Annotated in this window: 19 protein-coding genes and 1 pseudogene; 10 read left to right on the top strand and 10 right to left on the bottom strand. The window is 62.1% G+C overall.

What is annotated here, in order from left to right:
• Nucleotides 1–90 precede the first annotated feature (90 nt).
• On the top strand, nucleotides 91–681 hold the full coding sequence (locus A0O30_RS05000; RefSeq protein ID WP_105945774.1) for a GNAT family N-acetyltransferase: 591 nt from the start codon (nucleotides 91–93) through the stop codon (nucleotides 679–681).
• 130 nt (nucleotides 682–811) lie between these two features.
• Here the strand turns inward: A0O30_RS05000 and A0O30_RS05005 are convergent, their stop codons facing one another.
• Nucleotides 812–2,335 (bottom strand): fumarate hydratase, encoded by a 1,524-nt coding sequence (locus tag A0O30_RS05005; RefSeq protein ID WP_051098439.1) that lies wholly within the window; start codon nucleotides 2,333–2,335, stop codon nucleotides 812–814.
• Between the two features lie 249 nt (nucleotides 2,336–2,584).
• On the opposite strand from A0O30_RS05005, the gene A0O30_RS05010 reads away from it, so the two are divergent.
• On the top strand, nucleotides 2,585–3,505 hold the full coding sequence (locus tag A0O30_RS05010; RefSeq protein WP_105945775.1) for an iron-sulfur-binding ferredoxin reductase: 921 nt from the start codon (nucleotides 2,585–2,587) through the stop codon (nucleotides 3,503–3,505).
• Nucleotides 3,506–3,643: 138 nt separating this feature from the next.
• On the opposite strand, the gene pyk is transcribed toward A0O30_RS05010, so the two are convergent.
• A complete protein-coding gene (pyk, locus tag A0O30_RS05015) occupies nucleotides 3,644–5,098 on the bottom strand; it encodes a pyruvate kinase (protein ID WP_016713620.1) in 1,455 nt (484 codons plus the stop codon).
• 179 nt (nucleotides 5,099–5,277) lie between these two features.
• Here pyk and A0O30_RS05020 point away from each other — a divergent pair, with 179 nt between their 5' ends.
• The 3 genes from A0O30_RS05020 (at nucleotide 5,278) to sbcB (ending at nucleotide 7,623) form a co-directional block, all read left to right on the top strand.
• Nucleotides 5,278–5,664 (top strand): hypothetical protein, encoded by a 387-nt coding sequence (locus tag A0O30_RS05020; RefSeq protein WP_016713621.1) that lies wholly within the window; start codon nucleotides 5,278–5,280, stop codon nucleotides 5,662–5,664.
• A 123-nt stretch (nucleotides 5,665–5,787) separates the two neighbouring features.
• The gene (locus tag A0O30_RS05025) at nucleotides 5,788–6,147 is read left to right on the top strand and encodes a PilZ domain-containing protein (RefSeq protein WP_060497981.1); all 360 of its coding nucleotides are present in this window, start codon (nucleotides 5,788–5,790) and stop codon (nucleotides 6,145–6,147) included.
• Between the two features lie 42 nt (nucleotides 6,148–6,189).
• Nucleotides 6,190–7,623, top strand: coding sequence for an exodeoxyribonuclease I (sbcB, locus tag A0O30_RS05030; RefSeq protein WP_105945776.1), 1,434 nt, complete (start codon nucleotides 6,190–6,192; stop codon nucleotides 7,621–7,623).
• A 73-nt stretch (nucleotides 7,624–7,696) separates the two neighbouring features.
• On the opposite strand, the gene mvaT is transcribed toward sbcB, so the two are convergent.
• A complete protein-coding gene (gene mvaT / locus A0O30_RS05035) occupies nucleotides 7,697–8,074 on the bottom strand; it encodes a histone-like nucleoid-structuring protein MvaT (protein ID WP_016713624.1) in 378 nt (125 codons plus the stop codon).
• A gap of 285 nt (nucleotides 8,075–8,359) precedes the next feature.
• Here mvaT and purU point away from each other — a divergent pair, with 285 nt between their 5' ends.
• Nucleotides 8,360–9,211 carry a formyltetrahydrofolate deformylase gene (purU, locus tag A0O30_RS05040; protein ID WP_016713625.1) on the top strand — a complete coding sequence of 284 codons (852 nt, stop codon included), beginning with the start codon at nucleotides 8,360–8,362 and terminating at the stop codon, nucleotides 9,209–9,211.
• A gap of 287 nt (nucleotides 9,212–9,498) precedes the next feature.
• Here the strand turns inward: purU and A0O30_RS05050 are convergent, their stop codons facing one another.
• The 5 genes and pseudogenes from A0O30_RS05050 to A0O30_RS28160 form a co-directional block, all read right to left on the bottom strand.
• Nucleotides 9,499–10,491: a lysylphosphatidylglycerol synthase transmembrane domain-containing protein gene (locus tag A0O30_RS05050; RefSeq protein WP_105945778.1), complete on the bottom strand. Its 993-nt coding sequence runs from the start codon at nucleotides 10,489–10,491 to the stop codon at nucleotides 9,499–9,501.
• Nucleotides 10,488–11,252, bottom strand: a complete 765-nt coding sequence (locus A0O30_RS05055; RefSeq protein WP_104833360.1) for a DUF2334 domain-containing protein — start codon at nucleotides 11,250–11,252, stop codon at nucleotides 10,488–10,490. The genes A0O30_RS05050 and A0O30_RS05055 overlap by 4 nt, the downstream gene beginning before the upstream one ends.
• The gene (locus tag A0O30_RS05060) at nucleotides 11,245–12,366 is read right to left on the bottom strand and encodes a glycosyltransferase family 1 protein (RefSeq protein WP_105945779.1); all 1,122 of its coding nucleotides are present in this window, start codon (nucleotides 12,364–12,366) and stop codon (nucleotides 11,245–11,247) included. The genes A0O30_RS05055 and A0O30_RS05060 overlap by 8 nt, the downstream gene beginning before the upstream one ends.
• Before the next feature lie 239 nt (nucleotides 12,367–12,605).
• A complete protein-coding gene (locus A0O30_RS28155) occupies nucleotides 12,606–13,370 on the bottom strand; it encodes a methyl-accepting chemotaxis protein (protein ID WP_371105072.1) in 765 nt (254 codons plus the stop codon).
• 93 nt (nucleotides 13,371–13,463) lie between these two features.
• A pseudogene (locus tag A0O30_RS28160) lies at nucleotides 13,464–14,480 on the bottom strand (cache domain-containing protein); the annotation flags it as partial.
• 168 nt (nucleotides 14,481–14,648) lie between these two features.
• Here A0O30_RS28160 and A0O30_RS05070 point away from each other — a divergent pair.
• Entirely contained in the window at nucleotides 14,649–16,124 is a 1,476-nt protein-coding gene (locus A0O30_RS05070; protein WP_105945781.1) for a helicase HerA-like domain-containing protein, read from the top strand.
• A gap of 65 nt (nucleotides 16,125–16,189) precedes the next feature.
• On the opposite strand, the gene A0O30_RS05075 is transcribed toward A0O30_RS05070, so the two are convergent.
• A complete protein-coding gene (locus A0O30_RS05075; RefSeq protein WP_060497972.1) occupies nucleotides 16,190–17,662 on the bottom strand; it encodes an inorganic phosphate transporter in 1,473 nt (490 codons plus the stop codon).
• Nucleotides 17,663–17,985: 323 nt separating this feature from the next.
• Nucleotides 17,986–18,186, bottom strand: coding sequence for a hypothetical protein (locus A0O30_RS05080; protein WP_003259583.1), 201 nt, complete (start codon nucleotides 18,184–18,186; stop codon nucleotides 17,986–17,988).
• Nucleotides 18,187–18,663: 477 nt separating this feature from the next.
• Here A0O30_RS05080 and pcaR point away from each other — a divergent pair, with 477 nt between their 5' ends.
• The 3 genes from pcaR to pcaF all read left to right on the top strand — a co-directional run bounded on the left by pcaR (nucleotide 18,664) and on the right by pcaF (nucleotide 22,629).
• Nucleotides 18,664–19,539 (top strand): pca regulon transcriptional regulator PcaR, encoded by an 876-nt coding sequence (gene pcaR, locus A0O30_RS05090; protein ID WP_016713633.1) that lies wholly within the window; start codon nucleotides 18,664–18,666, stop codon nucleotides 19,537–19,539.
• Nucleotides 19,540–19,860: 321 nt separating this feature from the next.
• Nucleotides 19,861–21,207 (top strand): MFS transporter, encoded by a 1,347-nt coding sequence (locus A0O30_RS05095; RefSeq protein ID WP_105945782.1) that lies wholly within the window; start codon nucleotides 19,861–19,863, stop codon nucleotides 21,205–21,207.
• 219 nt (nucleotides 21,208–21,426) lie between these two features.
• Nucleotides 21,427–22,629 (top strand): 3-oxoadipyl-CoA thiolase, encoded by a 1,203-nt coding sequence (pcaF, locus tag A0O30_RS05100; protein WP_105945783.1) that lies wholly within the window; start codon nucleotides 21,427–21,429, stop codon nucleotides 22,627–22,629.
• The last annotated feature ends 47 nt before the right edge of the window (nucleotides 22,630–22,676 follow it).

Consider the following 22,676-nt stretch of genomic DNA (forward strand, 5'->3'; position numbering starts at 1 on the left):
AAGGCCGGTCGTTGCCACGGATGATAGGGTTTCCCCTCAAGCCCGGCTTAGCCGAGCGCGTCATCCACATCGACAAAACGACCGCCAAGCATGGAAATACGCCTGTTGCACGGCGCCGCTATCGCGCCTTACATCGATGACCTCGCTCGCCTGCGCCTTAGCGTGTTTCGCGAGTTCCCCTACCTTTACGACGGCACTCCGGAATACGAGGCCGACTACCTCGCTACCTATACGCGCTCCGGGCGCAGCCTGGTGGTGCTGGCGCTGGACGACGGCCAGGTGGTCGGCGCCTCCACCGGCCTGCCACTGGTGGATGTCGCCCCCGAATTCCAGCAGCCGTTCCTGGCCCAAGGGCGTGACCCGGCCAGCGTGTACTACTTCGGTGGGTCGCTGGTACTGCCGGAATACCGTGGTCAGGGCCTGGGGGTGCGCTTCTTCATCGAGCGTGAGTCTTACGCGCACAAGCTGGCCGAATTTGATTACTGCGCATTCTGTGCGGTCGAGCGGCCAGGCGTGCACCCGAAACGGCCAGCAGACTACAAACCATTGCACGGCTTCTGGCGTAACCGTGGCTTTCTGCACGACCCATCGTTGCGCACAAGCTTTGCCTGGCGAGACCTGGATGAGACGCAAAGCACCGACAAACTGATGTCCTACTGGCTGAAGGAACTGCCAATATGAAGAGGGAGGGCTAGGAAGGGCAGGTACTTACCTGCAGGGACTGGCCGGAGCCGTTTGGTAGCTTCCGGTAAAAGCTGCAGTGCGCTCTTCGCTGCTTTATCGCGAAAAACGCACCGCATTTACATCAGGCTTACTTCACTTCGACTGCCAGGCTCTCGGCAATCTTGCTCTGCCACAGGGCAGGGCCAGTGATGTGTACCGACTCACCGTTGCTGTCTACAGCAACGGTCACCGGCATGTCCTTGACTTCGAACTCGTAGATCGCTTCCATGCCCAGCTCGGCGAAGGCCAGGACCTTCGACTTGCGGATGGCCTGGGCCACCAGGTAGGCAGCGCCACCCACGGCCATCAGGTAGACGGCTTTGTTGTCCTTGATCGCTTCGATGGCGGTCGGGCCACGCTCGGACTTGCCGATCATGCCCAGCAGGCCGGTTTGCTCAAGGATCTGGCGGGTGAACTTGTCCATGCGGGTGGCGGTGGTCGGGCCGGCTGGGCCTACCACTTCGTCACCGACCGGGTCGACCGGGCCTACGTAGTAGATGAAGCGGCCTTTCAGGTCGACCGGCAGCTCTTCGCCACGGTTGAGCATCTCGACCATGCGCTTGTGCGCAGCATCGCGGCCGGTCAGCATCTTGCCGTTGAGCAGGATGGTCTCGCCCGGCTTCCAGCTGGCGACTTCTTCCGGGGTGATGTCGTCGAGGTTGACGCGACGGGCGCTCGGGCCGGCTTCCCAGACGATTTCCGGGTAAGCGTCCAGCGACGGTGCTTCCAGCTCGGCCGGGCCGGAGCCATCGAGCACGAAATGGGCGTGGCGGGTAGCGGCGCAGTTGGGGATCATGCACACCGGCAGCGAGGCGGCGTGAGTCGGGTAGTCCATGATCTTGACGTCGAGCACGGTGGTCAGGCCACCCAGGCCCTGGGCGCCGATGCCCAGCTGGTTGACCTTCTCGAACAGCTCCAGACGGATTTCTTCCAGGCGGTTCTGCGGGCCACGGGCTTTCAGCTCATGGATGTCGATGGACTCCATCAACACTTCCTTGGCCATGACGGCGGCTTTCTCGGCGGTACCGCCGATGCCGATGCCGAGCATGCCAGGCGGGCACCAGCCAGCACCCATGGTCGGGACGGTCTTCAGTACCCAGTCGACGATCGAGTCGGACGGGTTGAGCATGGCCATCTTCGACTTGTTCTCGGAACCACCGCCTTTGGCAGCCACGTCCACTTCCACTTTGTCGCCCGGGACGATCGAGTAGTGGATGACCGCTGGTGTGTTGTCCTTGGTGTTCTTGCGGGCACCGGCCGGGTCGGCCAGGATCGAAGCGCGCAGGACGTTTTCCGGCAGGTTGTAGGCGCGACGCACACCTTCGTTGATCATGTCGTCGACGCTCAGGGTAGCGCCGTCCCAGCGTACGTCCATACCCACGCGCACGAACACGGTGACGATACCGGTGTCCTGGCAGATCGGGCGGTGGCCGGTGGCGCACATGCGCGAGTTGATCAGGATCTGGGCGATGGAATCGCGCGCAGCGGGCGACTCTTCACGCAGGTAGGCCTCGTGCATGGCCTGGATGAAATCGACGGGGTGGTAGTACGAAATGAATTGCAGGGCGTCGGCGACGCTCTGAATCAGGTCGTCTTGCTTGATCACGGTCATGCAGCGCGCTCCTCTTAAAGACGGGAACATTCAAAAAGACGCATCGACGGTGCCGACCAGCATGTCGAAGCGCCTTGCAAGGCGCCGGCAGGTCAGGCCGACGGAAAAAGGCGCGGCAGTATAGCGCGCATCCTTGCCGGGCACACCTGCGGCCGGTCTGGACCATGGTCGGCAGTGGTTGGGCATCCTTTTTGCTGCCGTTGCGCGCTTGGCTTACAGTGGACTGTGATTTGTGGAGAACGACCAACCATGCCCGAACTTTGCGTGGGCGAGCGCCGCTGGGCGGTGCCAACCGGCAGCAACCTGCTCGATGCCTTGAACGATGCCGGGCTCAACGTGCCTTACAGCTGCCGCGCCGGCAGTTGCCATGCCTGCCTGGTGCATTGCCTTGCCGGGCAACCGCTGGATGCCCTGCCCGAGGCCCTGGCGCTGGACAAGCATGCCATGGGCTGGCGCCTGGCCTGCCAGTGCCGGGTGGTCGAGGACCTGCAAGTGGCGCTGTTCGACCCGCAGCGCGATGGCGTGCCGGCCCAAGTCTGTGCGCTGGATTGGTTCGGTGATGTATTGCGCGTGCGGCTGCGGCCTGAGCGGGCCGTGCGTTACCAGGCGGGGCAGCATGTGGTGTTGTGGAATGGTTCGGTAGCGCGGCCGTATTCGCTGGCCAGCCTGCCGGGGGAAGAGGACTTTCTGGAGTTCCACATCGATTGCCAGCGCCCTGGCGCTTTCTGCGACAAGGCCCGTGGCTTGCGGGTGGATGATGTGCTGCGCCTGGGTGAGTTCAGAGGCGGGGCGTTGCATTACGATCCGGACTGGCAGGACCGGCCTCTATGGCTGCTGGCAGCGGGCACCGGGCTTGCGCCGTTGTGGGGCATCCTGCGCGAGGCGGTGCGACAGGGGCATCGCGGCGAGATTCGGGTGCTGCATGTGGCGGGGGACAGCGCCGGGCATTATCTGGCTGGGCCGTTGCAGGGAATGGCAGGTGTGACTACCGAGTTGGTGATGGCGGAACATGTGGAGCAAGCGCTGGCCGGGTTGCGGCTGGCGTCACGGCAGACGGTGGCCCTGGTGTGTGGGGCGCCGGGGAGTGTCGAGCGGTTTGCGCGGCGGCTGTTCATTGCCGGGGTGCCGCGGGGGCAGGTGTTTGCTGATGAATTCGTTGAACATGCCTGAGGCATTTATGTTGCCTGGGCTGGCCTCATCGCCGGCAAGCCAGCTCCCACAGAATTGCATCAGACCTGAGCCTGCGCGGTCCTTGTGGGAGCGGGCTTGCCCGCGAAGGGCCGCAAAGCGGCCCCCTTTCAGGCAGGATCAGCCGACCAGCGGATCACCGACATGCAGAATCTTCATGCCATTGGTGCCACCGATGGTGTGGTAGCTGTCACCCTTGGTCAGGATCACCCAGTCACCTTGCTCCACCAAACCACGCTTGAGCAGTTCGTCGACCGCAGCCTGGCTCACCTTGTCGGCCGGCAGCGAAGCCGGGTCGAAGGCGATCGGGTACACGCCACGGAACATGTTGGCGCGTGCCTGGGTGGCGCGGTGCGGCGACAGGGCGAAGATCGGCACGTGCGAACGCAGGCGCGACATGATCAGCGGGGTGTAGCCGCTTTCGGTCAGGGCGATGATCGCCTTCACGCCCGGGAAGTGGTTGGCGGTGTACATGGCCGCCAGGGCGATGCTTTCGTCGCAGCGCTCGAAGGTGGTGTGCAGGCGGTGGCTGGACTTCTGGCTGGTCGGGTGCTTTTCAGCGCCCAGGCAGATGCGGGCCATGGCCTGAACGGCTTCGATCGGGTACGAACCTGCAGCACTTTCAGCCGACAGCATCACCGCGTCGGTATTGTCCAGCACGGCGTTGGCCACGTCGGACACTTCGGCACGGGTCGGCATCGGGTTCTGGATCATCGACTCCATCATCTGGGTCGCCACGATCACCGCTTTGTTGTTGCGGCGGGCGTGCTGGATGATCTTCTTCTGGATGGCGATCAGCTCGGCATCGCCGATTTCCACGCCCAGGTCGCCACGGGCAACCATCACCGCGTCGGAGGCGGCGATCAGCTTGTCGAGGGTCTCGTCGTCGGCAACCGCTTCGGCGCGTTCGATCTTGGCCACCAGCCAGGCGCTGCCACCGGCTTCGTCACGCAGCTTGCGCGCGTATTCCATGTCGCTGGCGTCACGCGGGAAGGACACGGCCAGGTAGTCCAGGTCCATTTCCGCCGCCAGCTTGATGTCGGCCTTGTCTTTTTCAGTCAGGGCCGGTGCGGTCAGGCCGCCACCTTTGCGGTTGATGCCTTTGTGGTCCGACAGCGGGCCACCGATGATCACCACGCAGTGCAGGGCATCTGCGGTGGCGGTTTCGACGCGCATGACCACGCGGCCATCGTCCAGCAGCAGTTCGTCACCGACGCCGCAGTCCTTGACCAGGTCGGGGTAGTCGATACCGACGATGTCCTGGTTGCCTTCGGTCAGCGGGTGGGCGGTAGAGAAGGTGAACTTGTCACCGATCTTCAATTCGATGCGCTTGTTGGCGAACTTGGCGATGCGGATCTTCGGACCCTGCAGGTCGCCCAGCAATGCTACATGGCGGCCGTTCTTGGCGGCGATGTCACGGATCAGGCGCGCGCGGGCCTTGTGCTCGTCCGGAGTGCCGTGGGAGAAGTTCAGACGTGCCACGTCCAGGCCGGCGAGGATCAGCTGTTCGATCACTTCCGGCGAGTTGCTGGCGGGGCCAAGGGTGGCGACGATTTTGGTACGGCGGATGCTCATGCACAGACTCCTATAGTGAAGCGCAGCGAAAGGCTACTCCTGAATCTCGCTGTAGTCATTGTTCCGTTGCACTACCTGCGACCAAGGCAGGGTGGCATTTGAACGGGCAGGGTATGCTTGCAAAAGGCTGTGAAGATTTGTTGGCGTTGGCCGATAAACAGGCATCAAAGGAGATCCCCATGCGAGCCCTGATCGTTTTAGCCCTGGCCGCCAGCGTCGTCGGCTGCACCCGCTGGTCCATGGACCACCACCTGAACAATGCCTACCGTGCCTACGACCGTGGCGATTGCGCCCGGGTCATGCTGGAGCTGTCGCAGGTCGACCGCACCAGCCGTGCGCGGCCATTCATCCACCCCGAGGTGTCGCTGCTACGCGGGCAATGCCTGGAGCGCCAGGCGCTTTATGTGGATGCCGCGCAGACCTATCAGTACCTGATCCAGCAGTACCCGGGCAACGAGTATGCCTATCGCGCCCAGGCCCGCCTGCAGACGCTGGAGAAACTGGGCCATTTGCGCGGCGGCGAAACGGCGGTGGCCAAGCCGGTGACGACCGTACCTTGGCGCTAACACCAAGGTGTGGTTTATTTTACGAGATTTGCAGCGCGTGCTGCGCTAATCTGTAACTCAGCTGTTACAACAACCGCCAGTTCCTTGTATTCCTGGCATCAGGTACGGAATACACTCGCGATCATGTTCAACAAGCGCCACATCGAACGCCATCAGCTGCCTTGTGTCCTCAAGGTGTTCAACCGGTTTACCAACCAGGAAATCGGCCAGCTAGGCAATGCCTCCGAAGATGGCTTGATGGTCATCAGCCAGCTGCCCGTGCTGGTCGGGCCGGATTACGAGCTGCAACTGCGCATGCCGTTGGTCGGCGGGGGGCATCAGTTCGTCAACCTCACCGCCAGTTGCCTGTGGTGCCGCGAAGACCAGACGCCCGGGCACTATGATTCGGGCTTCATGCTGCTGCAGGCCCCGCGCGAATACGACGAGTTCGTGCATTCGTTGCGTGATTACTTCAGTTTCCACCCCGCCAACGCTTCGGTCTGAGGCTGCGCTAGAATCGGGTCGACCTCGATACAGGACGACCCCGTGACCTCCAGCATTTTCTGGCACGACTACGAAACCACCGGCATCAACCCGCGCTGCGACCGCCCACTGCAGGTGGCCGGTGTACGCACAGACTTTGACCTCAACGAGGTTGACGAGCCGATCAGCCTTTATTGCCGGCCCTCTGACGATATCCTGCCGCATCCGGCCGCTTGCCTGGTGACAGGTATCACGCCACAGCTGCTGGCCGAGCAGGGGCTGTGCGAAGCCGAGTTCATGACCCGGGTGCATGCACAGCTGGCTCAACCGGGCACCTGTGGTGCCGGCTACAACACCCTGCGCTTTGACGATGAAGTGACCCGCTACAGTCTGTACCGCAATTTTTTCGACCCTTATGCCCGTGAGTGGCAGGGCGGCAACAGCCGCTGGGACCTGATCGATATCGTGCGTACTGCCTATGCCCTGCGCCCGGACGGTATTGAATGGCCGCAGCAGGACGGCCGCACCAGCCTGCGCCTGGAGCTGCTGAGCAAGGCCAATGGCATTGATCACGGGCATGCCCACGAAGCGCTTTCCGACGTACGGGCAACCATTGCCCTGGCCCGCCTGATTCGGCAGAAGCAGCCAAAATTGTATGACTGGCTGTTCCAGTTACGCAGTAAGCATAAAGTGATGGAGCAAATCCGTTTGTTACAGCCGCTGGTGCATATATCCGGGCGCTTTTCGGCGGCGCGTAGTTACCTGGGTATCGTATTGCCACTGGCCTGGCACCCGCGTAATCGCAATGCACTGATTGTGTGCGACCTGCATCAGGAAACCCTACCGTTACTACGGGAAAGTGCTGAAGTTTTGCGCCAGCGTTTGTACACCCGGCATGATGAATTGGCCGAGGGGGAATTACCGGTACCGCTCAAACTGGTGCAGATCAATCGCTGCCCGGTACTGGCGCCGTTGTCGGTATTGCGCCCGGTCGATCAACAGCGATTGGGCCTGGACTTGACGTTGTTACAATTGCGCGGTGAACAGCTGGCCAATCAACAGGCGCAATGGCAAGACAAGCTGGAGCACATCTATGGCAAGGATGAGTTTGCCCCGAGCGAGGACCCGGAACAGCAATTGTACGATGGTTTTATTGGCGACCGTGACCGGCGCTTATGCGAGCAAGTTCGTGCGCTGGAACCGGCGCAGTTGAGCCATGGGCACTGGATGTTCGATGATCCGCGCTTACCGGAACTGTTGTTCCGCTATCGGGCACGCAACTTCCCCGATACCTTGAATAGCGAAGAACGCCAGCGCTGGCATGGCTTCTGCCAGCAGCGCCTGAGCGACCCGCGATGGGGGGCACCGAATACGCTGGGTGACTTTGAGCAGGCGCGCCAGCAAGCCTGGGAGGGCGCTGACGAAGCGGGCCGGCGTGTGCTGGAGGCTTGGCAAGTGCATGCCAGGCAATTGCAGGCACAATTTGCAGTTGGCTGATCACCAGACAAACAAAAACGCCGGCGATGTGCCGGCGTTTTTGTTGCGATAAGCAAAAGGCGTAGTTGGACAATCAGTCCAGCAGGGTCGCCCAGCTTTCAACCACATCGCCACCCCAAGTGGCTTTCCACTCTTTCAGGGTTTTGTGGTTGCCGCCCTTGGTTTCGATCACTTCACCGTTGTGCGGGTTTTTGTATTGCTTGACCTTGCGTGCACGCTTGGTGGCAACAGCCTTGACCGCACCACGAGGTGCCTTGCTCAGTTTCGACTCTGGGTCGAGCAGGGCAATCACGTCGCGCAGCGACTTGGAGTACTCGCCCATCAGTGCGCGCAGTTTGCCTTCGAACTCCAGTTCTTTCTTCAGCTTGTCATCCTGCGACAGGTTGGCCAGGCGGGCCTGAAGTTCCTTGATGGCTTCTTCGGTGGCGCGGTACTCGTTGATCAGGGACATGGAGTGTTCCTTAATGCGTGTTCAGAAATGTGTGGGGCAATAATAGACAGGCGATAGTCGCAAGTAAACATGCTATTGGGCAATTAACTGTTAATTAAGCTGTGACAACATTTCTCCAGGTGAACAAAAATTTACATAAAGGCCCGCTATTTCGTCATGTCTGTCAGACAAGGCGCGCTGCTGCGTTTGCAGGCCAGCATTGACCCACGCGGCTGCGATCAATACTGCGTTTTTTCTGTCGGGCCGCTAGAATAGGCGCCTTTGCGAAGTTCTGGAGTCTCATTCATGCGCACCTATCGTCTGGTGATCGCCTGCCCCGACCGCGTAGGCATCGTGGCGAAAGTCAGTAATTTCCTGGCCTTGTACAATGGCTGGATCAACGAGGCCAGCCACCACTCTGATGAGCACAGCGGCTGGTTCTTCATGCGCCATGAAATCCGCGCCGAATCGCTGCCGTTCGGTATCGAAGCCTTCCGCGAGGCGTTTGCGCCCATTGCCGAAGAGTTCTCCATGACCTGGCGCATTACCGACTCGGCGCAGAAAAAGCGCGTGGTGCTGATGGCCAGCCGCGAGTCGCACTGCCTGGCCGACCTGCTGCATCGCTGGCATACAGACGAGCTGGACTGCGAGATCCCCTGCGTGATCTCCAACCACAACGACCTGCGCAGCATGGTCGAGTGGCACGGTATTCCGTTCTTCCATGTACCGGTCGACCCCAAGGACAAGGCCCCGGCCTTTGCCGAAGTGTCGCGCCTGGTCAATGAGCATGCTGCCGACGTGGTAGTGCTGGCCCGCTATATGCAAATCCTGCCGCCGCAACTGTGCCAGGACTATGCCGAGAAGGTGATCAACATTCACCACAGCTTCTTGCCGTCGTTCGTCGGTGCCAAGCCTTACCATCAGGCCGCTCTGCGTGGCGTGAAGCTGATCGGTGCGACCTGCCACTACGTTACCGAAGAGCTGGACGCCGGCCCGATCATCGAGCAGGACGTGGTACGCGTCAGCCATGCCGACAGCATCGAAGACATGGTCCGCTTTGGTCGCGATGTCGAAAAGATGGTGCTGGCCCGTGGCCTGCGTTATCACCTGGAAGACCGGGTGCTGGTGCATGGCAACAAGACGGTCGTTTTTGATTGAAGATGTAGGGGGCTGCTTTGCAGCCCATCGCCGGCAAGCCAGCTCCCACAGGGATTGCACATGGCTTGGGGTCGATGCGGTCATTGTGGGAGCTGGCTTGCCGGCGAATGGGGCACGAAGTGCCCCCTGCATTCTTGAGTGATATGCGATGACCAAGCAACGTAACACCCCCACTGCTTCACCCCCGCCCACCCTCGGCGAAGGCTGCCTGGCCCGCTACGACCCCGAAGCCATGGATGACACTGACGGCACCGACTTCCCCGGCGCCGCCGAATTGTGGCAGCAGCTCAACCCGCCTGACGCCGCCAGCGCTCCAGCAACGGACGCGCCAGCAGGCACACAAACACCGGCCCACCCGCCAGCAGATAAAAGTAGTAAGTAACCGCCCGCCATATCAGGATCGCCGCCGCTGCGGTCGAACTGCCCACCAAGGGCGTCAGCAGGCTGGCCGACGTCAACTCGGCGGCACCCGCCCCTCCAGGCAACAGGCTGAACTGGCCGGCACTGAGCGATAGCATCTGCACCAGAAAGCTGGGGATCCATGCCAGGTCCACACCCAATCCTCTCAATACCAGGTACAGCACGCTGTAGCGCAGGCCCCAGTGGACGCAGGTCAGGGTGAATACCAGGCTCAGGGTGCGTTTGGGCAGGCGCCAGGTCTGCGCCAGTGCTTCGATGAAGTGCAGCAGTTTGCGCGCCCAGCGGCGCTGGCGCGGCTGGCCTACGCCCAAGCGCTGCAGCAGCCTGCCGTTCATGCGCATTACCGTGCGCCGGTAGCGCAACAGCCCGATCACCCCGGCCAGTGCCGTGCAGAGCAGCAGTGCACTGCCCAGCAGCATGCTTTCCTGGCTGCGGCCCAGGCTGTGGAACAAGGCGTAGCCGGCTATCGCGAGCATTGCGCAGAAGAAGAACGCCAGATCGTTCAGCTGGTCCATGGCGAACACGGCGCCGCTGCGTGCCGGGCCGATGCGGTGACGCGCCAGCAGGGCCATCAGGGTCAATGGCCCGCCACTGCCACCGGGGGTCGTGCAGATGGCAAACTCCGTGGCCATGACCACGCCGAGGCTGCGTGCGTGGCTTAACTGTTTTGCCTGCTCACCCAGCAACAAGCGCAAGCGCAGCGTGTTGATGACCCAGCACGACAGAATCATGCCAAACAATATGAGCAGCAGTTGCGGGTCGAACCGGCTTAGTCTGGGAAGCAGCTGGCTACCTCCCAACAGCGCTGGCACCAGTGCTGCGCCCAACAATGCCAGCATCAGCAAGGCCCAGCGGTTCATGCTGCCACCTGGCGCTCCAGCCAGGCCGATTTGGTCAGCGGTTCGCGGCCATCCTTCAGCAGTTGTTCCAGTGTTCGCAGCCAATAGTCGCGGGACGATCGATGGCGCATGTCTACCGGGTGCAGCCCCAGGCGTAATGTGGTCGCGCCTTTCCAGCGACGGCATTGCCAGTCGCACAGCACGCGGGACAACGTGCGACGCCATGCACTGCGGGCGCTCCAGACAAGGCCCGGTGCATCGATAGGGATGAAGTCAGGCAAACGGTACAGATGCTGTGGTGTGCTGGTGTACTTCAGCGGCAGGCGACGCAACGCTTGCCGAGTGCCCTGGCTCATGAGCCAGGCCGGTGCGACAAACCCTGCCACAGGCCAACCTTGGCCCTCGAACAGTGCCAGGCCCTCCTGCAGGCGGGTAAGTGCTTCGGCTTCATCAAGGCTGTAGAACTCGCCCTCATGGGTATAAATGCGCCGCATGAAGTAATCGATGGGCCTGCGCGGTGGCGGCCCTTCGTCCGCATGGGCGTAGCCGTGCAGCGCCAGTTCGTCCCCGTTGGCCAGGCGTTTGTCCAGCAGACGGCAGAACGAGGGCGCCAGGTGCAGCGGATTGCGCCGATGGAAGTCCGGGACCACCAGCCATGTCATGGGCACATTGCCCAGCGCGTCGACGGCTTCTACGAACGGCTCGTAGTCCGGCCAGGTTTCCGGGGCTACATCATGCAGTACCAGCATGAGGCTGCGGTGGCTGGAGGAAGGCTCAGGCATGGGCACGCACCTGTGGCTGATAACCGAGCACGGCCTGGTAGTGCTGGAGCAGGCCCGCGACCACGTTGTCCCACGAGTAATGCTGTTCTACATGCCGACGGGCCTGCGCCCCCAGCTTGCCTACGCCAGCCTCGAACGCTTCGCGCACAGCGGTTGCCATGGCGCGGCCATCGTTGGCGCGGCACAGGAGGCCGCACTGATCATTGATGATTTCACCAAAGGCACCCGCGCGCACGGCCACCACCGGTGTAGCACTGGCCATGGCTTCGAGAATGACCAGGCCGAACGTTTCCTGGTCGCCTGCGTGCACCAGCAGGTCGGCGCTGGCCATCAGCCGGGCCACCTCTGCAGCCGGGCAGAAGTGGTCGATGACGCTGACGTTGTGTGGCACGTTGGCGGGCATGTTCGAACCTACCAACACCAGGTGGTAGGGGGCGCCGAGCTGCTGCATGCAGTCGAGCAGCACCGGCAGGTTCTTTTCCCGCGACCCGCGGCCGGCGTAAATCAACAGGCGGCTGGTGTCGGCAATGCCCAGCTGCGCACGCAAGTGGGGGTCGCGCTGGTCGGGGTTGAACGTGGCCAGGTCCACGCCCAGGCGTTGCACATGCACGTCGCGTATGCCCAGGCGGCGCAGTTTGTCGGCCATGACCTGGCTGGGCGCCAGCACCCGGTCGAAATTGCCGTACAGCTTGCTCACGTAGGCTTCGACATTGGGCGTGAACCAGTTGCCCATGCGGTTGCTGACCAGCAACGGCAGGTCGGAATGGTAGAAGCCGATCACCGGCACATCCAGTTGGCGCCTTGCCTCCAGTGCCGCCCAAGCGGTCAGGTAGGGGTCGCCGACTTCGATCAGGTCGGGTTTGAGCGTGCGCAGCGTCTTGCACCAAGGGGCCAGGCGTACCGGAAACCGGTAGCCCTTGCCAAACGGCAGGGGTGGGGCGGGTACCTGAAAGATGCCATCGGCATGCCGGGCGCTGGCACCGGGAATCAACAGGCTATGGCGTACGCCGTGGATGGCGTCGAGGCGGCGGTGTTTGGCATCAAGATAGGTACGTACGCCACCGCTGGCCGGGGCGTAGAACATGGTGATGTCGGCGATGTGCACGATCAGCATCCCTCCGGGATCGTCTTCGGGTCTGTCATCCGGCGGTAACGGGCCGGCGATGACGCGCCTAAAGGTTGACCTTTCAGAAGGATAGTTTGTTCGATCGGGGTTGGGCGGGGCAGGGTTGGGGAGCGGTGTTGGTTTCTTCGCGGGCTCGCCCGCTCCCACAGGGACTGCGCAGGCCTTGAGGCCTGTGTTATCCCTTGTGGGAGCGGGCGAGCCCGCGAAGCAGGCGACGCGGTACGTGCTTAGATGCGGAAGCTGCCCACCAGATGTTTAAGGCGACCAGCCTGCTGCTCCAGGTCGGAACAGGCGCGCAGGGTGGCCTGCAGGTTCTCCACGCCTTCCTGGTTGAGCATGTTGATCTCGTTGATGTCCATGTTGATGGCCTCGACCACGGCGGTCTGCTCTTCGGTAGCCGTGGCCACGGACTGGTTCATGCCGTCGATCTCGCCAATGCGCACCGTCACGCTGTCCAGCCGCTCACCGGCCTGGTTGGCGATCTGCACGCTGTCCTGGCTGTGACGCTGGCTCTGGTCCATGGTCTCGACCGACTCACGGGCACCGACTTGCAGCTCTTCGATCATGGTCTGCACTTGTTGCGCCGATTCCTGGGTGCGGTGCGCCAGGTTGCGTACTTCATCGGCGACCACGGCAAAGCCACGCCCGGCTTCACCGGCGCGGGCCGCCTCGATAGCGGCGTTCAGCGCCAGCAGGTTGGTCTGCTGGGAAATGCTGGTGATCACTTCGAGGATCTGGCCGATGTTCACGGTCTTGCTGTTCAGCGTTTCGATATGCTCGCTGGACGTGACGATCAGATCGGACAGGCGGTTCATCGCGGCAATGTTGCGCTCGACCACTTGCTGGCCTTCCTCGGCCAACAGGCGCGCGGAGCTTGCATGCTGTGAAGCCTGGGCAGCGTTGCCGGCAATTTCCTGGGCGGCGGCACCCAGTTCGTTGATGGCGGCTGCCACGCTGTTGGTACGGTTGGACTGCTCGTCGGAGTTGGTCATCGACGAATTCGAAGCACTGATCACACGCAGGGCCACTTCGTTGACCTGCTCGGTGGCCGAGGACACTTCGCGGATGCTGCTGTGAATACGCTCTACGAACCGGTTGAAGGCGTTACCGAGGATGCCGAACTCGTCGTGGTTGTGAATGCGCAAGCGCTTGGTCAGGTCGCCTTCACCTTCAGCAATGTCTTCCATGGCGCGCGTCATGGTGTGCAGCGGCTGCATCAACACGCGGATCAGCAGGCCCAGCAGGCCGATGATGATCACCACCGCTACCACCGTGGCGATCACCGCCGAGGTGCGGAAGGTGCTGAGCATCGAGAAAGCCTTGTCCTTGTCCACCGACAGGCCGATGTACCAGTTGGCCGCCGGCAGGCCGGTGATCGGGGTGAAGGTCAGCAGGCGGGCCTGGCCATCGCTCTGCACTTCGGTCAGTTCACCGGTCAGTTTCGGCGTGTGCTGCGGGAACAGGTCCGACAGCGACTTCATCACCAGGTCTTTGTCCGGGTGCACCAGGATCTTGCCCTGATCGTTGACCAGGAAGGCGTAGCCCATGCCGCCGAAGTTCAGCGAGTTGATGATCTGCACCAGGCCGTCCAGGGCCAGGTCGCCACCCACCACGCCGACACTGCTGGACACCTTGCTGAGGATGCCAATGACCATCTTGTTGGTGGTCATGTCGATGTATGGCTCGGTCAGGGTCGCGCCTGTCGCATTCATGCCGTCCTTGTACCAGGGGCGGGTGCGCGGGTCGTAGCCATCGGGCATCTTGGCGTCCGGGCGTACGCTGAAGCCGCCGTCGGTTTTGCCCAGGTAAACGGTAAGAAAGCTGGAAATCAGGGCATTCTGGCCCATCAGTGTTTCGGCGTTGGTCGGGTCCTGGGCAATGTTCTGCGCCAGGTTCTCTACCAGTTTGATACGGCCTTCGAACAGGTTACGAATGTTGGTCGACGTGGAGGCGCCCATTTCAGCCAGATAGTTTTCCAGGTCCTCGCGGATCGCATTACGCTGGAGGTAATCGTTGTAGAGGGTGAAAAGGCTGAAGGCGAGCATCACGATCAGTGATGCGGCCAAAAGAATCTTGTGGCTGAAACGAAGGCTTTTGTTCATGGCGTAATCGGTTCCGCTAAGGTGTTATATCAGGCGTTCGCTCCGGAGGAGCGCAAGGCAGTGCAACATCCCGAAATATCCCTTTTCGGTTGTTCCTCTCTATTAAGGCGAATATCACCCAAAGGTATCGGCCGAATTAAGCTAAAGCTTGAGCAGAGGATTAATGAGATGTCGGAATCTTCGACCATCGTTGTAGGCGCTGGCCCGGATGGCCAGCCAGTCGGGCAAGCGATGCGGCTGGCCAACCGTCACGGTCTGGTGGCAGGTGCAACGGGCACGGGTAAGACCGTCACCCTGCAGCACCTGGCGGAAGTGTTCAGTGACGCAGGGGTGGCCGTGTTCGCGGCCGACGTCAAAGGTGACCTCTGTGGCCTGGGGGCTGCCGGTGCGCCACAGGGCAAGGTGGCCGAGCGCATCGCCGGCATGCCCTGGCTGGGGCATACGCCTCGGGCCTATCCCGTGAGCTTGTGGGATATAGCGGGGCAGTCCGGCCACCCCTTGCGCACCACGCTCAGTGAGATGGGGCCGCTGCTGCTGGGCAACCTGCTGGAGCTGACCGACAGCCAGCAAGCCGCGCTGTACGCCGCCTTCAAGGTTGCCGACCGCGAGGGCCTGTTGCTGCTGGACCTGAAAGACCTCAAGGCGCTGCTCGCGCACCTCAAGGACAACCCGCAACTGCTGGGCGAAGACAGCGCGCTGATGACCACTGCCTCAACCCAGGCGTTGTTGCGGCGGCTGGCGACCCTGGAGCAGCAGGGCGCCGAGGCACTGTTCGGTGAGCCGGCATTACAGCTTGAAGACCTGCTACGGCCGGACCCGGATGGCCGTGGGCGCATCCACCTGCTCGATGCCAGCCGGTTGGTGCACGAAGCGCCCAAGGTTTACGCCACCTTCCTGTTGTGGCTGTTGGCGGAGTTGTTCGAGCAGTTGCCCGAACGTGGGGATGCCGACAAACCGGTGCTGGCATTGTTCTTCGATGAAGCGCACTTGCTGTTCAACGGCACGCCCAAGGCGTTGCAGGACCGGCTGGAGCAGGTGGTGCGGCTCATTCGATCCAAGGGTGTGGGGGTGTACTTCGTTACCCAGTCGCCCGGCGACCTGCCGGATGCGGTGTTGGCCCAGCTGGGCTTGCGCATTCAGCATGGCTTGCGGGCCTTTACCGCCAAGGAGCAGAAGTCGTTGCGAGCGGTGGCCGATGGCTTTCGCCCCAACCCGGCGTTCGACACCCTGGCGGTGTTGACCGAACTGGGGATTGGCGAGGCGCTGGTGGGTACGCTGGAAGAGAAGGGCACGCCGGCCATGGTGCAGCGGGTGCTGGTTGCGCCGCCGCAGTCGCGCATCGGGCCATTGTCTGCGGCTGAACGCAGTGCGCTGATTGCCGCTTCGCCGCTGGCGGGGCGCTATGACAAGCCGGTGGACCGTGAGTCGGCTTATGAAATGCTGACCCAGCGCAAGGGCGAGGCCGTGGAACCGGCGCCGCAGCCAAAGGCGGATGAGGAGAGCTTTGCCGACAAGGCGGGGGACTTCTTGCAGAGTGCGGCGGGGCAGGCGATCAAATCGGCGGTGCGCCAGGCGGCCAATCAGCTGGGGCGGCAACTGGTGCGCGGGTTGATGGGGTCGTTGCTGGGGGGTAAGAAAAGGTAGTTGGCACAGGACTGACGCTCATGAAAAAGGCGCCACGAGGGCGCCTTCGTTCATAGCGTTATCACTCAGCCAATGGCTTTCGATGCCAGCCAGAACAAGCCGGCCGCCAGGCCCATCGAGGCCGGCAGGGTGAGGACCCAGGCCAACAGGATGGTCTTCACGGTGCCGCCTTGCAGGCCGCTTTTGTTGGCGACCATGGTGCCGGCCACGCCGGACGACAACACGTGGGTGGTCGATACCGGCAGGGCGAACACGTTGGCCATGCCGATGGCGCAGGCTGCGGTGATCTGTGCCGACATGCCCTGTGCATAGGTCATGCCCTGCTTGCCGATCTTCTCGCCGACGGTCAGTACCACACGCTTCCAGCCAACCATGGTGCCCAGGCCCAAGGCCAGGGCGACGGCCACGATCACCCAGAACGGGGCGTATTCGGTAGTGGCAGTGAGGTCTTTGCGCAGTTTTTCCAGGTCGGCCTTTTCACGGGCCTCCAGGCCTGGCAGCTTGCCAACCTTTTTCGCCGTGTCATCCAGGCACAGCAGGTAGCGGCGCACTTCGACGCGCTTGTCGGCACTCAGGCTGTGGTAGTCGGTCACGCCTTGCAGCGAGGCCTGCAGCGCGGCAATGGTCGGCTCGGTCTGCTGCGGGTTGCAGCTGAACTGCTCCGGCAGGTCGCTGGACTTGGCTTTGCCCAGCGCCAGGAACTCGCCCAGGGTGGCGGCGTTGCGCTGATAGAACTGGCTCATGTGCAGGGTGGCGTCGCGGGTACGCTCGATCTGGTAGGTGGTGCTGTTCAGGTCGAGGACGAACTTGGCCGGGACGATACCGATGAGCACCAGCATGATCAGGCCGATGCCTTTCTGGCCGTCGTTCGAGCCGTGCACGAAGCTGACGCCCATGGCGGAAACCACCAGCACCATGCGGTTCCAGAACGGCGGGTGCTTCTTGTCGTCGAGCTTGCGGCGCTGGTCGGGGGTTTTGTGCATTTTCGACAGCGGGCGCCACCACTTCAGGCCGATCAGCACCAGGGCTGCAACGGCGAAGCCGGCCATTGGCGAGACCACCAGCGACATGGCGATGTCGATCGCCTTCTGCCAGTTGACGCCGTCACCCAGCGGAATGTCGTTGATCAGGGCGTTGGCCAGGCCGACGCCGAGAATGGAGCCGATCAGCGTGTGCGAGCTGGAAGCGGGGATGCCAAAGTACCAGGTGCCCAGGTTCCAGGTGATGGCCGCAGCCAACAGCGAGAAAACCATGGCCAGGCCGTGTCCGGTGTTCACGTTGATCAGCAGCTCTACCGGCAGCAGGTGCACGATGGCATAGGCCACCCCGACACCGCCGAGCAGAACGCCAAGGAAGTTGAACACGCCGGAGAAGAACACGGCGAGGTGCGGCGGCATGGCTTTGGTATAGATGACGGTAGCTACCGCGTTGGCGGTGTCATGAAAGCCATTGATGAACTCGAAGGCGAGTACGAAGGTCAAGGCGAGCAGCAGGCTCACCAACACCCAGGCATCCAGTCCGCTGAATAAATCGATCATGAAGGTTGTCTGGCGGTCATAGGGGGGCGGGATTATGCCAGAAAACCTTGGCAATCGATGCACCTGCTACAGACCGATGGCAATCTTCATGGCGTGGGTGCGCCGTGCAAGGTGGGGCATTCAGGCAGGGAAATATCGGCTAAAAAGCGTAAAGGTTGGCGAAATCAGGCATAAAAGCCAAGAAAATACGGGTTTGCCACCATTCAAACGATCGTATGAAATTTGTGTAATTCCATTTCATCATCGGTCAGGCGGTAAAGATCGAGGCAATTTTGACCGCGCCCGGGCTGGCCGGGCGACGACGCGCTGGCGTAGTCCTGGGGTCAGGGGGTGTCGCTGCGCAGTTCTTTTTCCATGCGTTCCAGTTCCTGGCTGAAAGCCTGGTCGCGCACACTGGCACGTTTGCGCCAAGGTTTGCGTTCCGGATCCGGTTGTGCGGCATAAGTGGTGACTTCGCCGCCGTAAACATCCTTGTAACGTTCAGCCTGGCGCTCGAGTTCTGCGCGCAGTTCATCTTTCGTCACATGCAGTACCTGAATTAAGAGTAATGACTGTTGTTATGCACTGTGCAGCATGCACAGGCCATGCGGGCCGCAACGGCTAGATACAACGGAAGGTTCCTTGACCACGCTGGTGTCGGGGCCTGCGCAATCGATTATAGCAACCGGTAATTCGCCGAACATCGTTATTTACCCGGCCCTGGCATCATCTGACGTAAGTAGTGGGATGTGCCTGGAAACAGTTTGGACCTTTCGTACAAGTTTGAAAGGCAAGGCGGATAAAAGTTCGCTGCAATGCCGGGGCGAGGCCCGAATGAAAAACGGCCTCGCCAAAAGGCGAGGCCGTTGCCTGGGGACTTCTACGGTGGGTACCTGACCAGTCTCTCCAAAGAAGCCACAAGTGGCATGAGAAAGGTATAAGCAAAAGTGTCGGCGGTCAATTGCGATTATCGGCCATTTGTTCGATAATCGCACGAACCGGCGTTTTTTTTGAGGTGTGCGATGAGTGACGAAACCTTGGGCAACGATTCTGGCAACCCGGAGGTGGCACGGCCTGCTTCGGCTGCCATGGCGCCGCCGATCGTGGCTTCTCCGGCCAAGCGCATCCAGGCCTTTACCGGCGACCCGGACTTCATGACCTCCCTGGCCCGTGGCCTGGCCGTGATCCAGGCGTTCCAGGAGCGCAAGCGCCACCTGACCATCGCCCAGATCAGCCACCGCACGGAAATCCCTCGTGCAGCGGTGCGCCGTTGCCTGCATACGTTGATAAAGCTGGGTTATGCGACCACCGACGGGCGTACCTACTCACTGCTGCCCAAAGTGCTGACCCTGGGGCATGCCTACCTGTCGTCGACACCGCTGGCGATTTCTGCCCAGCCATACCTGGACCGCATCAGCGACCAGCTGCACGAGGCGGCCAACATGGCCACGCTCGAAGGTGACGACATTCTTTATATAGCCCGCTCGGCCACGGTGGAGCGGCTGATTTCGGTCGACCTGTCGGTGGGCGGGCGCCTGCCGGCCTACTGCACGTCGATGGGGCGCATTCTGCTGGCGGCCCTGGACGACACCAGCCTGCGCGAGTACCTGGAGCGTGCCGACCTGAAAGCGCGCACCAGCCGAACCCTGCATGACCCTGAATCGCTGTTCGCCTGCATCCAGCAGGTGCGCGCCCAGGGATGGTGCGTGGTGGACCAGGAACTGGAGCAGGGGCTGCGATCGATTGCGGTCCCGGTGTATGACGCTTCGGGGCAGGTGTTGGCGGCGTTGAACGTGAGTACCCACGTAGGGCGGGTAACGCGCAGTGAACTGGAGCAGCGCTTCTTGCCGATTTTGCTCGCTGCCAGCCGTGACCTTTGCCATCAGTTGTTTGGTTGAAATTGTCGGGGCCGCAAGGCGGCCCCAAAATAGAACAGGCAAAACCGTTTCCTGTGCGATAAACGCACAGTGTCGTTCCGGGTGAATTGCTTCACCTGCGCCCGCTGATTAATGTTTCTCGCAACGGTCGGCCCTGCCTACCGAACAAGAAAAACATAAGAGGCACATAACATGAATACTGTCCCCTCGCTGCCGCGGCCGCACCCGCGCGCAGTACCGTTGTATCCAGGCTGACGCAGGCCATATTCCCCACTCATCGCCCTCTGTGCCGGTTGCCCGTGTGCAGTGGTCTGGCTGTGCCCTACATTCTGGATAACAACAATGAACCAAGCGCAAAACAACGTCGGCAAAAGCCTCGACGTTCAGTCGTTCATCAATCAGCAGCCGCTGTCCCGCTATCAGTGGCGGGTTGTGCTGTTGTGCTTCCTGATCGTCTTCCTCGATGGCCTGGACACTGCCGCCATGGGCTTCATCGCCCCGGCCCTGTCGCAGGAGTGGGGGATCGACCGTGCCAGCCTCGGCCCGGTCATGAGTGCCGCATTGATCGGCATGGTGTTCGGCGCCCTGGGTTCCGGGCCGCTGGCTGACCGTTTCGGCCGTAAAGGTGTTCTGGTGGGCGCGGTGCTGGTGTTCGGCGGTTTCAGCCTGGCTTCGGCCTATGCCACCAACGTCGACCAGTTGCTGGTACTGCGCTTTCTGACGGGCCTGGGCCTTGGTGCCGGTATGCCCAACGCGACCACGCTGCTGTCCGAATACACCCCTGAGCGCCTCAAGTCGTTGCTGGTCACCAGCATGTTCTGTGGTTTCAACCTGGGCATGGCGGGTGGTGGCTTCATTTCTGCCAAGATGATCCCGGCCTACGGCTGGCACAGCCTGCTGGTTATCGGTGGGGTCCTGCCGCTGCTGCTGGCGTTGGTGCTGATGGTCTGGCTGCCGGAGTCGGCGCGGTTCCTGGTGGTACGCAACCGAGGCACCGACAAGGTGCGCAAGACCCTGTCGCCCATCGCGCCACAGGTGGTGGCCGAGGCCGGCAGCTTCACCGTACCGGAACAAAAGGCCGTGGCCGCACGCAACGTGTTTGCGGTGATCTTCTCCGGCACTTATGGCCTGGGCACCATGCTGCTGTGGCTGACCTACTTCATGGGCCTGGTCATCGTCTACCTGCTGACCAGCTGGCTGCCAACCCTGATGCGGGACAGCGGCGCGAGCATGGAGCAGGCCGCGTTCATCGGTGCGCTGTTCCAGTTTGGCGGCGTGCTCAGTGCGGTCGGTGTGGGTTGGGCCATGGACCGTTTCAACCCGCACAAGGTCATCGGCATTTTCTACTTGCTGGCCGGGGTGTTTGCTTACGCCGTGGGGCAGAGCCTGGGCAACATCACCGTGTTGGCCACGCTGGTACTGATTGCGGGTATGTGCGTGAACGGCGCGCAGTCTGCAATGCCTTCGCTGGCGGCACGCTTCTACCCGACCCAGGGCCGGGCCACGGGTGTATCGTGGATGCTGGGCATTGGCCGCTTTGGCGCGATTCTCGGGGCCTGGAGTGGCGCAACGCTGCTGGGCCTGGGCTGGAACTTCGAGCAGGTGCTGACGGCATTGCTGGTACCGGCGGCGCTGGCGACCGTGGGCGTGATCGTGAAAGGGCTGGTGAGCCACGCAGACGCGACCTGAGGCCGGTAAAGGGCAAGAAGGGGATCGGTAGGTTTGCAACAAATGGTTCGCTAATCGCACAAATAGTCGATTATCGGATTGTAAGCAACCTGCCAGTCTCCTTAATCTGAGCTCACTGAAGCACCCTGACCAGTAGCCTCCAGCAGACCACCCCCGAACCACTGAAGTCGAGCCGTCCGCCCTGCGTGACCTCGAAGCCCGTACCGCAGGAGAAGCTTAATGCGCGACGTATTTATCTGTGACGCCATCCGCACCCCGATCGGCCGCTTCGGCGGCGCCCTGGCTGGCGTGCGTGCCGACGACCTGGCTGCCGTGCCGCTGAAGGCGCTGATCGAACGCAACCCGAGCGTACAGTGGGATCAAGTCGACGAAGTGTTCTTCGGCTGCGCCAACCAGGCCGGTGAAGACAACCGTAACGTGGCGCGCATGGCGCTGCTGCTGGCCGGCCTGCCCGATAGCATCCCGGGTGTTACCCTGAACCGCCTGTGCGCGTCGGGCATGGATGCCATCGGCACTGCCTTCCGCGCCATCGCCAGCGGCGAAATGGAGCTGGCGATGGCCGGTGGCGTCGAGTCGATGTCGCGTGCCCCGTTCGTCATGGGCAAGGCCGAAAGCGGCTATTCGCGCAACATGAAGCTGGAAGACACCACCATCGGCTGGCGTTTCATCAACCCGCTGATGAAGAGCCAGTACGGCGTGGACTCCATGCCGGAAACCGCCGACAACGTGGCCGACGATTATCAGGTTTCGCGTGCTGACCAGGACGCGTTCGCCCTGCGCAGCCAGCAGAAAGCGGCAGCCGCCCAGGCCGCCGGTTTCTTCGCCGAAGAAATCGTGCCGGTGCGCATTGCGCACAAGAAAGGCGAAACCATCGTCGAGCGTGACGAACACCTGCGCCCGGACACCACACTGGAAGCCCTGACCAAGCTCAAGCCAGTCAACGGCCCGGACAAGACAGTGACCGCCGGCAATGCCTCGGGCGTGAACGATGGTGCTGCGGCGCTGATCCTGGCGTCGGCTGAAGCGGTGAAGAAGCACGGCCTGACCCCACGCGCCCGCGTTCTGGGCATGGCCAGTGGCGGTGTTGCCCCACGGGTAATGGGCATTGGCCCGGTGCCGGCGGTACGCAAGCTGACCGAGCGCCTGGGTGTGGCAGTCAATGATTTCGATGTGATCGAGCTGAACGAAGCCTTTGCCAGCCAAGGCCTGGCGGTGCTGCGTGAACTGGGTGTGGCCGATGATGCGCCGCAGGTGAACCCTAATGGCGGTGCAATCGCCCTGGGCCACCCGCTGGGCATGAGCGGTGCGCGCCTGGTGCTGACGGCACTGCACCAGCTGGAGAAGAGTGGTGGGCGCAAGGGCCTGGCAACCATGTGTGTAGGGGTTGGCCAGGGTCTGGCTTTGGCCATCGAGCGGGTTTGACCTGTACCGGCCTCTTCGCGGGCAAGCCCGCTCCCACAGGATGATTG

Source organism: Pseudomonas sp. LLC-1, from assembly GCF_002992185.1.
GTDB classification, from domain to species: Bacteria; Pseudomonadota; Gammaproteobacteria; order Pseudomonadales; family Pseudomonadaceae; genus Aquipseudomonas; species Aquipseudomonas monteilii.

What these genes read in the sequence shown, in the direction of transcription:
- pcaF (WP_105945783.1), top strand. Translation starts at nt 21,427, where the DNA reads ATGCGCGACGTATTTATCTGTGACGCCATCCGCACCCCGATCGGCCGC.
- A0O30_RS05050 (WP_105945778.1), bottom strand. Translation starts at nt 10,491, where the DNA reads ATGAACCGCTGGGCCTTGCTGATGCTGGCATTGTTGGGCGCAGCACTG.
- A0O30_RS05020 (WP_016713621.1), top strand. Translation starts at nt 5,278, where the DNA reads ATGCGAGCCCTGATCGTTTTAGCCCTGGCCGCCAGCGTCGTCGGCTGC.
- pcaR (WP_016713633.1), top strand. Translation starts at nt 18,664, where the DNA reads ATGAGTGACGAAACCTTGGGCAACGATTCTGGCAACCCGGAGGTGGCA.
- A0O30_RS05025 (WP_060497981.1), top strand. Translation starts at nt 5,788, where the DNA reads ATGTTCAACAAGCGCCACATCGAACGCCATCAGCTGCCTTGTGTCCTC.
- A0O30_RS05095 (WP_105945782.1), top strand. Translation starts at nt 19,861, where the DNA reads ATGAACCAAGCGCAAAACAACGTCGGCAAAAGCCTCGACGTTCAGTCG.
- purU (WP_016713625.1), top strand. Translation starts at nt 8,360, where the DNA reads ATGCGCACCTATCGTCTGGTGATCGCCTGCCCCGACCGCGTAGGCATC.
- A0O30_RS05055 (WP_104833360.1), bottom strand. Translation starts at nt 11,252, where the DNA reads ATGCCTGAGCCTTCCTCCAGCCACCGCAGCCTCATGCTGGTACTGCAT.
- A0O30_RS05005 (WP_051098439.1), bottom strand. Translation starts at nt 2,335, where the DNA reads ATGACCGTGATCAAGCAAGACGACCTGATTCAGAGCGTCGCCGACGCC.
- A0O30_RS05070 (WP_105945781.1), top strand. Translation starts at nt 14,649, where the DNA reads ATGTCGGAATCTTCGACCATCGTTGTAGGCGCTGGCCCGGATGGCCAG.
- mvaT (WP_016713624.1), bottom strand. Translation starts at nt 8,074, where the DNA reads ATGTCCCTGATCAACGAGTACCGCGCCACCGAAGAAGCCATCAAGGAA.
- A0O30_RS05075 (WP_060497972.1), bottom strand. Translation starts at nt 17,662, where the DNA reads ATGATCGATTTATTCAGCGGACTGGATGCCTGGGTGTTGGTGAGCCTG.
- pyk (WP_016713620.1), bottom strand. Translation starts at nt 5,098, where the DNA reads ATGAGCATCCGCCGTACCAAAATCGTCGCCACCCTTGGCCCCGCCAGC.
- A0O30_RS05060 (WP_105945779.1), bottom strand. Translation starts at nt 12,366, where the DNA reads ATGCTGATCGTGCACATCGCCGACATCACCATGTTCTACGCCCCGGCC.
- A0O30_RS05000 (WP_105945774.1), top strand. Translation starts at nt 91, where the DNA reads ATGGAAATACGCCTGTTGCACGGCGCCGCTATCGCGCCTTACATCGAT.
- A0O30_RS28155 (WP_371105072.1), bottom strand. Translation starts at nt 13,370, where the DNA reads ATGACCAACTCCGACGAGCAGTCCAACCGTACCAACAGCGTGGCAGCC.
- A0O30_RS05010 (WP_105945775.1), top strand. Translation starts at nt 2,585, where the DNA reads ATGCCCGAACTTTGCGTGGGCGAGCGCCGCTGGGCGGTGCCAACCGGC.